This is a genomic window from Arthrobacter sp. MP_M4 (assembly GCF_035984855.1).
In the GTDB taxonomy this organism is placed as follows: Bacteria; Actinomycetota; Actinomycetes; order Actinomycetales; family Micrococcaceae; genus Arthrobacter.
Genome location: NZ_JAXCHX010000046.1, coordinates 1 through 11,387, shown reverse-complemented (window position 1 = coordinate 11,387; position 11,387 = coordinate 1). Strand labels below are relative to the sequence as shown.

9 protein-coding genes and 1 pseudogene are annotated in these 11,387 nt (G+C 63.5%); 6 read left to right on the top strand and 4 right to left on the bottom strand.

Annotated features, from left to right (window positions below; genetic code table 11):
• The 4 genes from RCH15_RS18745 to RCH15_RS18730 all read left to right on the top strand — a co-directional run.
• A partial coding sequence (locus RCH15_RS18745; protein WP_326962162.1) for a hypothetical protein occupies nt 1–394 on the top strand: 394 nt, incomplete at its 5' end.
• A gap of 910 nt (nt 395–1,304) precedes the next feature.
• Entirely contained in the window at nt 1,305–1,754 is a 450-nt protein-coding gene (locus tag RCH15_RS18740) for a hypothetical protein (RefSeq protein WP_326962161.1), read from the top strand.
• A 683-nt stretch (nt 1,755–2,437) separates the two neighbouring features.
• Nucleotides 2,438–3,076 (top strand): hypothetical protein, encoded by a 639-nt coding sequence (locus RCH15_RS18735; protein WP_326962160.1) that lies wholly within the window; start codon nt 2,438–2,440, stop codon nt 3,074–3,076.
• Nucleotides 3,077–3,141: 65 nt separating this feature from the next.
• Nucleotides 3,142–4,587, top strand: a complete 1,446-nt coding sequence (locus RCH15_RS18730) for a DDE-type integrase/transposase/recombinase (RefSeq protein WP_326962159.1) — start codon at nt 3,142–3,144, stop codon at nt 4,585–4,587.
• Between the two features lie 123 nt (nt 4,588–4,710).
• Here the strand turns inward: RCH15_RS18730 and istB are convergent, their stop codons facing one another.
• Nucleotides 4,711–5,442, bottom strand: coding sequence for an IS21-like element helper ATPase IstB (gene istB, locus RCH15_RS18725; protein WP_197515653.1), 732 nt, complete (start codon nt 5,440–5,442; stop codon nt 4,711–4,713).
• Nucleotides 5,439–6,904 (bottom strand): annotated as a pseudogene (istA, locus tag RCH15_RS18720) (IS21 family transposase). Before istA ends, istB begins: the two are co-directional and overlap by 4 nt.
• Before the next feature lie 278 nt (nt 6,905–7,182).
• Here istA and RCH15_RS18715 point away from each other — a divergent pair.
• The gene (locus RCH15_RS18715; protein ID WP_326962158.1) at nt 7,183–7,776 is read left to right on the top strand and encodes an ExeA family protein; all 594 of its coding nucleotides are present in this window, start codon (nt 7,183–7,185) and stop codon (nt 7,774–7,776) included.
• 179 nt (nt 7,777–7,955) lie between these two features.
• Here RCH15_RS18715 and RCH15_RS18710 read toward each other — a convergent pair whose 3' ends face one another.
• The gene (locus RCH15_RS18710; protein ID WP_326962157.1) at nt 7,956–9,134 is read right to left on the bottom strand and encodes a site-specific DNA-methyltransferase; all 1,179 of its coding nucleotides are present in this window, start codon (nt 9,132–9,134) and stop codon (nt 7,956–7,958) included.
• 182 nt (nt 9,135–9,316) lie between these two features.
• Here RCH15_RS18710 and RCH15_RS18705 point away from each other — a divergent pair, with 182 nt between their 5' ends.
• Nucleotides 9,317–9,625 carry a hypothetical protein gene (locus tag RCH15_RS18705; protein WP_326962156.1) on the top strand — a complete coding sequence of 103 codons (309 nt, stop codon included), beginning with the start codon at nt 9,317–9,319 and terminating at the stop codon, nt 9,623–9,625.
• A gap of 400 nt (nt 9,626–10,025) precedes the next feature.
• On the opposite strand, the gene RCH15_RS18700 is transcribed toward RCH15_RS18705, so the two are convergent.
• Nucleotides 10,026–11,209 (bottom strand): IS3 family transposase gene (locus tag RCH15_RS18700; protein ID WP_326962155.1). Its coding sequence is split into 2 segments (ribosomal slippage): nt 10,026–10,948 and nt 10,948–11,209, totalling 1,185 coding nucleotides; the frame shifts between segments, so codons are not numbered across the junction.
• Nucleotides 11,210–11,387 lie beyond the last annotated feature (178 nt).

The following is an 11,387-nucleotide window of genomic DNA, read 5'->3' as shown; positions in this document are numbered from 1 at the left end:
ATGTCTGCGTGCCATGATTCGTGAATTTCCTCCTGTGTCCATTCTCGGACACGAAACTCACACAAACACTGGACTTCTACATGGGGACCCAACCAGCCTGATCACCGGCAATCCGCGTGAGTCGTTGCCGGCGACGGTTGTCACCCGTATCCCAGCGAGCTTCACCAGCAGGCCGCTGAAGGTGGTGACGAGTGCGCTGGCCACCAATGCCCGGCAGAGAGCAGCAGGGTCGCGAGGGATCATCCGTTTTCTGTTGACCTCGTCGCCGAGAGGCACCACGAAGAACATCAACATGGCATCGATCGCGGCCCTATACGGATCCAACCGGGCGGGCGATAACCTCGACGGTGTCTTTGGCCGTTCCGGCCGTCCTCGTTGGCTCCAATCAAAATGACGGATGGCGACCACTAAGGGACCCCGACTTCTGGAAGCTGATGGGCCCACCCGAGCTGGCGCGCCCCCGGAGTGGTCAATGCGGCCACAACTTTCCGGTGTGGCTGAAGGGATTGCCACCGCGGTTGTGCCCGCCTCGCCGCTCCACCAGGAACGCACCGGTTGCAGGCGGAAATCGACCGGGCGGTCGAGTGGTATAACGGACTGAAACCCAACAACGGCGCCCATTTCTGTCCTCAGCTGACACCACTCGACCCAAACGACCTCGGGTGCCACGCCCCCCTAGGGAATCTATGCTCTTACTAAGAGTTGAAGGCGTAGGGGTGAGAGTGCAAAGGGCCCCTTATATATATATTTTTTAGTCGAATAGGTAGAGTTATATATATGGGGGCCCCTTCTTCCCTTTGTTTGCAAGGGATTCCCCACTCGACCATCTGGTGGGGTTCTGGTCGATTCGTGCGATCCTCAGGTCGAGTGACTGTGGGTTCAGGACCACTGTGGCCCCTCACTGATCGCGGTGCCTTCGTTTCACTCCGCCCTGCCCTTCACCCTGTCGCCGGACGTTCAGCAACAGTGGTGGAGGCATGTCGACACTGCCCGGGCAGCAAACACCTGGCAAGAGATTGAAGCCGGTCCAAGTCCGCAAGAACGGTCCCGGCGCCAGACTTGGTGATCTCCACGCTCGAGCTCCTCCCACGCAGGTTGTCGTACAGGGACGTGCTGGACGGACTCCCTACTACTACTCGGTGGCCCTGCTCGGTGGTTGGTTGGTCCTTAAAAATGCCTGTGTGGTCAAGTCCCGGGTCAACCAAGCGGGCTCCGAAAAGGGTCACACAGCGACGGACTGAAGCGATGGTGAGCGTTTCAGGGACCGCCGCACACATTCAGGAAACCACAGAAAGGAAGTCCAAATGTCAGTCAACAAACCTGCAAACGGCCTCGACAGGAACGCCTACTTGGCAAAGAAGCGAGCCGAGCTGATCGAGTCCGCACTCTGGGTCAAGAAGTTCCTCGAGCACAAAGGGAGGCTCCCATACGGGTATGAACCGGAGTATGCGAAGCTGGCGTACTACCGGAAGCTCTGGGACCAGAACGTTCCGGTACCAAACGAAGTCCGGGCAGTGCTGGATGTCGCGGATATGCTCCCGCAACCCAGGCACCAAGCGCACGCGAGACGGCTGGCAGAATATCGGCAATTCATCGCTGAGAACCGTCGCTTCCCTTCAACTCTGAGGACGCCCTGGGAGAAGTCGTTGGCCGCCTGGGCATACAAAATGAAAAAAGACGGGAGTAATGCTGATATCCGGGAGGCCCTGCTCGTTCTCATCGAGGAAACAAAGGCACAAAGATTCGACTTCTAGTGGCCCCAGAGGACCTTCGCAGCGGCATAAAAACGTACTTGAACGGGTCTCGTCTAAACCGTATCGACCAGACCGACGAGGCTCGGACGGCGGCAGTGAACCGCTGGTTCCGAAACCTGGGCGGATAGAGCAAGCGGGCCGCTGGCCGAGTATCGGCAGTTCATCACCGACAAACGACGTCTCCCTTCCGGAAGGCGCGCTGGAAGGGATACGTTAACTGGCTCGTCGGGCCCCAGGGTGAAAAGCCGGGGGACAATCAAAATATTGACGTGCTGGATGCCCTGTTCTCTATCTGAGTGTCGGTGGAGCAGAACTCGGACGAATAACCCTAAATCGGAGGCGGTCGGCTCTGTGCCGCCTGTGAGGTTCAAATGGTCCGGCACCCCGCGGCACGGTCTATCAAGTACTCAGGCGGGCTTCTACTCGACGATCGGCGTGGAGATGGTGTCCACTTCTGACCCTGTCGATCGGCAGCTATGCTGATCGTTCTCGTCCAGCTGTTATGCGTCGCAGTGTTTGGCGGTGGGGGCGTCTTTGCCGGTGACGATGCAGGTTTTTCCCGGGGTGTCTTGATTTAGTGCCGTTGGCGGCGTCAGGCTGACGATGACCGGATAGGACGAACGGCCCGGCGTGAGGTTTCGAAGGTTCACGCCGGGCCGTTCTGACGCGTAAGGGACGCGCTGATGCTCACGGTAAATCATGAGGCTTTCTCTGTCGAGTCGGATCTGGCCGGGGGCCGCCTGGCGTGCCCGGGGTGCAAGGGCAGGCTGCGCCCGTGGGGCTGGGCGCGGGAACGGCTGATCCGCCACGGCATCGGGGAAGGATGGTCTCGGGTGCGCCACCGTCCGCGCCGCGGACGCTGCAGCGGATGCGCGGCAACCCATGTGCCGCTCGAAGCGGGCCTGGCCGCGCGCCGGGCCGATGCGGCTGCGGTGATCGCCGCCGCCGTCGAGGCCAAAACCGCCGCGGGTCACGGGCACCGGAGGATCGCGGCCCGGCTGGGCCGGCCCGCGTCCACGGTCCGCGGCTGGCTGCGCTCATTCGCCGCTTCCGCCAGCGGGATCGCCGAAGAATTCACCGCTCTGGCCCATCGTGACGGTGCGGACGCGGCCGGGCTCTGGCCTGCCCCGGCTGAGACGCCGTCCGGTCGGGCGCTGGCTGCGGTGACGGCATACGCGGGCGTGCTTGCGGCCCGGTTCGGCGTCGCCGCGTTGGCGTGGCAGAGCGCCGGGCTCGCCGCGTCCGGCCCGTTCTTCTTCAGCACCGGACGGTGGCAACACGAATTGGCCCCTTACCCCGGCGGCCGGGGACGGCAAGGGTGAAGGAAGCTCCGGCTGACCTGGCAGGGGCCATCGCATTCTGAGCCTTTTGAAAGGACAGCGTCCCCATGACAGACGCCAAACCGAAGCGCGGGCCCCTGGCCCGGAAGGACCGGGCGGAGAAGACCGCTCTGTTCCGCTACCAGCTGATCCGCGGCGCCGCGGACAAAACCCTGACCTGCCGCCAGCGCGGGCCCATGGTCCGGGCCCTGGCCGCCGCCGAGCATACCGGCCCGGACGGGCAGCCCGTGCGCTACTCCCGGGAGACTCTGGACCGGTGGATCAGTGCCTGGCAGCGTGAGGGGTTCGACGGGCTCAAGCCGCGGGAAAGGGCCGCCGGCCCGGTGACCCCGGTAACCGTTCTGTCCCTGGCCGCGACGCTGAAGCTTGAGCGTCCGCACCGCACCGCGGCCCAGGTCCGCCGGATCATGGCCGAGACCCTCGGCGACGCCCCGTCGGAGTCGACGCTGCTGCGCCATTTCCGCACCCTGGAGATCCCCACCGGCACGCAGGCGGCGGCAACCGGCCGGTTCGAAGCGGCCCGGCCGAACGAGATCTGGGTCGGCGACGGGCTCCACGGGCCCCGGATCGGCGGCCGGAAGACCTACCTGTTCGCGTTCCTGGATGATCATTCCCGCCTGGTGACCGCGGCCCGCTGGGCGTTCGCCGAAGACGCCGTCAGGCTCTCCGCGGCGCTGCGGCCGGCCCTGCAGACCCACGGAATCCCCGACGCGGTCTACGTCGACAATGGCAGTGCTTTTGTCGATTCGTCACTGGCCAGGATCTGCGCGAGGCTGGGCATGAAGCTGATCCATTCCAGGCCTTACCGGCCCCAGGGCAGGGGCAAGATTGAGCGGCTATTCAATACCGTGAGCTCCCAGTTCCTCTCCGAGATCACCGTGATCGACGCGCCGGTCCAGAGGACCGTTCCGGGCACCGGGGAGGATCCTGCCGGGAGCGCGGTCACCTCGCTGGAGGAGTTGAACGCCTTGTTCACCTCCTGGGTGCAGATGGTCTACTACCGCACCGTGCACTCCACCACGTCGATGACGCCCCTGGCGCGCTGGGACGCCGGCTGGGAAAACCGGCGCCCGGACCGCCGGGACCCGGACGTGATCGCCGAAGCGTTCCGCTGGTCCGTGACCCGCAAGGTCACCAAAACAGGGACCGTTTCGCTGCAGGGCAACATTTACGAGGTCGACGCGTCCCTGGCCGGTGCCCGCGTCGAGCTGGTCTATGATCCGTTCGACCTGACCGGCCCGGTCGCCGTGACCGCCGCCGGCGGCGTCCCGGCAGGGGAAGCGGTCCTGCTTCAGATCCGCCGCCATGTCCACCCCAAGGCCGTCAACGCCGCCAAAGACGCCGACACCGGCGCGAAGAACGCGGCCTCGGGCATCGATTACCTGCGCCTGGTCGAAACCCGCCACAAAACCGCGATGACAGGCGCCCCGATCAGCTTCGAGAAAATGGCTGCCACCGGCGCCCCGGCCATGGCCGCGGGAGGGACCCTGTGATCGAGAACCTGCAAACGCACTATGGTTTCACGGCCATGCTGTGTTTCGTCAAGTTTAAGTAGACCGTTTCAGCGCTAAGAATTAGACCACGTCGGCTCTTTTCTGGTCCATTTCAGCGGTTGGCTATTTCATGAGGGCATTTTTGACCCGGTAGGACTCGCCGCGGAACTGCAGAAGCCGCCCGTGGTGGACCAATCTGTCAATGACGGCGGCGGCCATGTTGTCGTCTCCGAACACGGTGCCCCAGCGGGAAAACTCCAAATTTGTTGTGATTATCAGGCTTCGTTTTTCATACCCGTCCGCGATCACTTGGAAGAGTAGCCTGGCCCCTTCGGCGTCGATCGGGAGGTAGCCCAGCTCGTCGATGGCCAGGAGCCGGTTCTTGGCCAGGGAGGCCAGTTCCTTGTCGAGGCGGTCTTCGTCCTTGGCGCGGCGCAGCATCATGACCAAGGCGGAAGTGGTGAAGAACCTGGCGGGGATGCCCTGCCGGCAAGCGGCGGCCACCAGGGCGGTGGCCATGTGAGTTTTGCCGGTGCCCACGTCGCCGTAGAGGACCAGGTCCTGGGCCCGGTTGATGAAATCCAGGGATTCGAGAGGTCCGCGGCCGTAGTCCTCCGGGAACCTGACACTGCTGTAGTCGAACCCGGTGAGTGTTTTCATGGCCGGCAACCTTGCGGCCTTCAACAGCCGCTGGCGCCGTGACTCCTGCCGGGATTCGTGCTCGGCGACCAGCACCCCGTGCAGGTATTCACGTTGCTTCGGGGTGCCCTTCTCGGCCCAATCGGTCAACACGCTGCCGGTCAGCGAGGCGTGCTTGCCCGCCTCAAGGAGGTCCTGGACGGTGATCGTGCTCATGCTATTTCTCCTGTGGTGGTGTTCAGGGTGGTGAAGGTGTCATAGACGCTCAGGTCCACGTTCGTTGCCTCCGGTTCGGTGCCATCAGCCAGACGGCGGGCCAGCATGCCCACCATGGCCATGTCCGGTGCATCCCCGCGCTGGATCAGGGTGTCGGCAGCGGCCACCGCGGCATCGAATCCCGCCACCGATGAGGCAGCATCCACCGAGTTGAGCAGCCGGCGCCGATCCGTGGCCGTGGCCCGGTCCAACCAGTCACGCACCGGGTCCGTCACCAGGGCCCGCAGCGGCGAATGGGACCACGCCCCGGGCTTCGTCACCAGCAACGGCACCAGGGAGCAGGGTCAAAGACCGTCTCGGCCTGCTTGCCGAAGACGCGCGGGAACGTGCGGACAGGTTCGGAATGCTCATCAAGGATCTGCACCACGTCGTGTCCCAACCCCACCGTGAGCATTCGCCCGTGGAAAGCGGGCCCGGCGGCGTACGTGTTCCCGTCAATGAGCAGGTTCCCGGTCTTGTCGGCCTTGCGCGATTCGTAGCGCACGGCATCGAAACCGATCCCCGGCAGGTCCATGGACGCCGCAACGTCCTGGGCGAACAGCTCACCCAGGGGCAGGCCCTTGCGGTAGTGCACGGTGGTGGCCAACGCGTCGCAGCGCGCCATGAGGTCCTTGTTCAGCCCCTCCAGGGTGGCGGCCTCCGGCTCGGGGACCATGAAGTTCCGGCGCAGGAACCCCACCGCGTTCTCCACGTTGCCCTTCTCATGGCCCGAGTACGGATTGCAATAGCGTGACTCGGACCTGTAGTGGAGTTTGAAGGCGCCAAACAGCTTCGTCTCGGTCACCCGGGTTCCCACCCGATTTCCGATGCCCGTGGCATTATCAAAGACCATGTGCCGCGGCGCAGCCCGAATGTGCTCAAACACCCTCCGCAGCCCGTGGGCCACGCATTCGGCGGTCTCGCCCCGATACGCCTGCACGAAGCGCATGTTCGAGAACGGGAAGGTCACCACCAGGATATGCAGGACCTGCCGGATCCCGGCAACGATGGCCTCGGCCTGACCGAAGTCGACCTGCACGGTGCCGGCAGGCCAAACCAGTTCGGTAAACCCCTCACCGGGCTGCCGGTGGGCGGCCAACCATTTCTTCACGTACCGCTGGACCGGTGAATAGGTGGCGGTAAAACCATGCTCGTCAACGAGCCGGTCGAAGATCCGCTTCGCCGTATGCCGCTGCTTGCGGTTCCGGCGCTGATCCTCGATGAGCCACCGCTCAATGATGTGCTCGAACCCGGTCAGCACCGAGGCCCCCGGCCTGGCCAGCGGTGCCCGCGGCGCCGGGGAGAAGTCCTCCTGCTCGGCGTACTTGGCCGCCGAGGTCCGGCTCACTCCAAGCCTTCGGGCGATCTGACGCACCGGGACTCCCTGGGAGTCGAGTCTTCTGATATTTTCTTGAACGGACATGGGTACCGTCATCTCACTTTCCAGCCCTTCCGGCGCACACGCTTCGCAATGGCAGCACCGTAAGGAACCTATCTGGGGGTGGCGGGCCCCTGTCCCCAACACTCTGGGAAAGGCCCCCGACCACCCGGGTGATCTCTAACTTCAGGCAAGCCCCCGAAACCTGATTCCGGGAAGAAAAAACTGGCCCAATTCTTACCGCTCTTTTGGCCTGAAACGAGCCACCAACATGGCTCAAATTCCTGGCTGAAACGGCCTACAGATAGTCGATCACACACACCATGCCCTTCGGCCGCTCCATACCGGTGCAGGCGCTGCACCCGCATCCCGGGCACCGCGAGGCGGTCGCCCGTATCCAGTGGTGCGTGGACCAGCGCCAGACGGGGGTGATCACCGGGGAAGTCGGCGCCGGCAAGACCGTGGCCGTGCGCGCGGCCCTGGCCCAGCTTGAGGCGTCCCGGCACCAGGTGATCTACGTTGCGGACCCCACGGTCGGGATGCGCGGGATCCAGTCCCAGATCGTGACCGCCCTGGGCGGACAGCCCGCCTTTTACTCCGGGGTGCTGGCGCATCAGACCGCGTCCCTGCTCGCCGGGGAACTGGACGAACGCGCCCGCCTGCCCGTGGTCGTGATCGACGAGGCCCACCTGCTGGGCAACACCGACCTGGAATCGCTGAGGATGCTCACGAACAGCGGACTAGATACCGGCTCCCACTTCGCGCTGCTGCTCATCGGCCAGCCCACGCTGCGACGGCGGCTCAAGCTAGCGGTCCTGGCCGCCCTGGACCAGCGGGTTTCCACCCGGTTCGCGATCACCGGAATGGATCTGTCGCCGCGATCCACCAGGGCTCGCGCGGCTACCCCCGGGCAGTGAACAACCTCGCCGTGTCCGCCCTGATCGCGACCTACGCGGCGGGCAAGGCCATCGTGGACCTCTCCGCGGCCCAGTCCGCGATCACGGAGAACAGCGAGTAAAACACGCCGTCACCAATGACCACCGCCGCGTCAGCGCGGCGATCAGCGCCCCGCCGGCCACCATCCAGCGGGGCGCTTTCATGCCCGTCCGCCGCCACGGACCGTGACGGCCCCACCGTCAAATAACGCGACCGGTAACACCAGCCCAGCAGTCGGTCTCCCGTCCGGGGTCCAGGGTTCCTGATCGTTTTCCAATAGGCTTGCCATCCTTGGACGGAGGTATTTGTGATAGGTCACGGGACTCTCTTCGATGGCAATCCAGCGACGGCCAAGCTTTTGAGCAGCAGCCGCGGTAGTGCCGGAACCGGCGAAGCAGTCCAGAACGGTGTCACCGGGCTCGGTAGCCAAGGTGACGATTCTCCGGAGCAGGCCTTCCGGCTTCGCACTCGGGAACGGCAGGCTAGGATTCAGCTCCCTTTGTTGCCGAGCGGCGTCCTCGTTCGTTTCCATCGAATCAAGCTGCCATGACCACAGGTTGGTCACCAACTTCGGTTTTCCGCCGGGCGCTATGTAGCTGGGGCGGAACGGTATCTTCGGAACGATGAAGTCAGCACCGTCGCTGATCATCTGGGTCAACTTGGCAGAGGAATAGCGTGAGGGCATGCTCAAGTGCAGCCAAGTAATGTTGCGGCCATTCTGCACAGTTACGCTCTCCCTGAGGCGCGCATCAATGCCGGGCGAAGAGTGATCACCCGCTGGGTAGGTTCCGTCACCGCACTTGAACTTGACGGTACCCGGAGGGAACGCCAGTTCCACAACCCGGTTTCCACGGTGAGCAATGGGTGTTCTTTTGTCGTGCTCCGTGACCCCTTCGGTGAACGGGGTTAGCTTGGAGCGGTCCTTGGCATAAACCAATAGGAAGTCCGTGACCGAGGACATCTGTCCATGCAGGAACGCCGGCCGCCGCGTTCGCTCCCATGTGATGACCCCACTGGTGTTTCCGCCTCCAAAGATTTCATCACACACCACACGCGCAGTGCCGAGCTCGTTGGCATCCACATGGAGCCACAGCGAGCCATCGTCCCGGAGCAAGGCGTGCACACTTCCCAGGACCTCGTTCATCAAAGCTGCCCACTCGGACGTTGTCCGGTGGTCCCGGTAGTGGCCTCGAGTTGATTGCGCGCCCCGGGTGTTAAACGGCGGGTCGAGGTAGCAGAGCTTCACGCTGCCTTCCATACCGTCCGCCAGAAGACCAGGCAGGACACGGCGGGCGTCGCCGAGATGAATGGAATTTGCAGTGCTCCGTGTGAAACTCACCCGCTAATTCTCGCGCAGACGGAGAAACTTTTCTGACACTCCACCCACATGACCAAAGGTAAACCGGAAGTCCTGACGGGCGGGTGGTCTGGGGAGGCTTCCACGGAATGCCGCACACATTACTGCCACGACCGAAAAGTGACCCGCCCCGGACCGCAGAAGCACCCACCGAAAGAGACATTATGCACACCGAAAGCTTGACCCTCCATGACATCCAGAACGCTCACGAATTCCTGAGGACCGGACGCAGTCTGGAACTCGACCAGGAAGAGGCGCTCGTTGAGGACGGCCTTCCACCGCTGCGTGACGAAGACGTCCCCGACGAGTTCTGGCTCGGCGCTGTCGCGCTGTTTATCACCGAAGATGGGTTCGACGGGAACGCCATCGTCTGCCGGAACCAGGACCACGTCCTGACCGCACGCGCGGCCGGTTTCACGGTCGGAGAAATCGCCCAGTATGCCGTACTTAAGGAGCGTGAAGCGCTCCGCTGAAGCCACGGAACGAGGGTCTGCATCGACCGGACACAGGCCGAGCTCCTGTTAAGGCTGATGCAGTCCTCAGCCCTGTTCGCTGAAGTGACAAAGCTCGAAGGGCGAATCTCGTCAAGGGTTGAAAAGGGAAAGGCCAGCACCGTCCTCAGATGCTGGGTATCTCCCAGCCCAACGCGGTAAACCCATGTCTGCATGGATTTACTGGCTTGGCATCGTTCCGGGTCGGGCCCGGGCTGTCCGCTGGTGGCAAACCTGAAGACGGCCCGGATCGCCATCGCCAACGCGCTGTCCATGAGCTCAACGCGTATGACGTTGCCGAGGAGCATGCGCGATTGAGATGCATACGGCGACGGAAGTGGGCTGCTGCGGGGATCTCGGACAGCGGAATTAGTGGTTTCTTCTACGCTGCTAGGGCTGGCTGTTGATAACCATAGTGGACTTCGTTGGGCCGGCGGTAACCGAGCGCGGAGTGACGGCGCCGGCTGTTGTAAAACCCCTCGATGTAGCGGATGACGTCGCTCCGGGCTTGTGATTTAGTCGCGTAAACGGTCCGGTACACACGCTCGTTTTTCAGGGCTGAGAAGAACGATTCGGCCATGCTGTTGTCCCAGCACACGCCGGTGCGTCCCATCGGGGAGCGCATGCCGAGGCTGGCCACCAGGGCCCTGAAATCGGTTGAGGTATACACGCTGCCCCGGTCGGAGTGCCAGATCGCGTCAGGCTCGATCCGGGTCGTAGCGGCGGCGTTCTTGAGCGCGTCGGCGACGAGCTCGGTGCGCATGTGATCGGCGATTGACCAGCCGACGACCTTCTTCGAGTAGCAGTCGATGACGGTGGCGAGGTAGACGAACCCTTGCCAGGTGTGGATGTAGGTGATGTCGCCGACGAACTTCACCCCGGGCCGGTCGGCGGTGAAGTCCCGCTGGACGAGGTCGGGCATGCCCGCGGCAGCCTCCGCATCAGCCTCGGTGGTGATGCGGAACGGCCGTGGCTGACAGGCCACCAGGCCCTGGTGGCGCATGATCTGCCGCACCAGCTCGGGCGAGCACTCGGTCTGTTCCGCGGCGAGATCGGCGTGGATGCGCCGGTAGCCGTAGGTGCCTTCGGACTCCTCGAAGAAGTGCTCGATTCGCGCCGTCAGAGCCTGCCGGCGCCCCGAGGTGGCCGATTGAGGACGGGTGGCCCAGTGGTAGAAACCGGAGGTTGAGACGCCTAACCAGCGGCACATTCTCACGACCGAATTCAGGTTGGCGGGCTCAGTTTTCTGGGAGTCGATGTATTCGTACTTGCTCACTACCGCTGCTCCCGCGCGAAGTAAGCGGCTGCTTTTTTCAGGAATAAAGTTTCCGCGCGCAGCTCCTGATTTTCCCTCTCGAGCTCCTTCAGCCGGGCCCGTTCCGGCACCGTCAGATCCGCCTCCGTGCCGCCGTTGGCCGCCCGGTACCTGACCAGCCAGTTCCGGAGCGTCTCGGGGCCGACACCGTACGCGGTGGCCACGTCCTTGATCGGCTTGGACGTGTTGATCACCTCCCGGCACAGCTCGTCCTTGAACTCCTGGGTAAATCGCTTGCGTGATGCGGTCATGCTGATCTCTACTTTCGGTAGACCCCCATTTTAAGAGGGCCCACTGTCCGAGATCTCCGCGGCAGCCCAAAGGGAGGTCCTTGGGGGGGGTGTCCCTATGTTCTTTGTCAAGCTGGTTGGGTGGTTTTCGGAGATTGGGGTTTGCCGGGTTTTTGGGCAGGAGGGAGTGGTCGGTGGC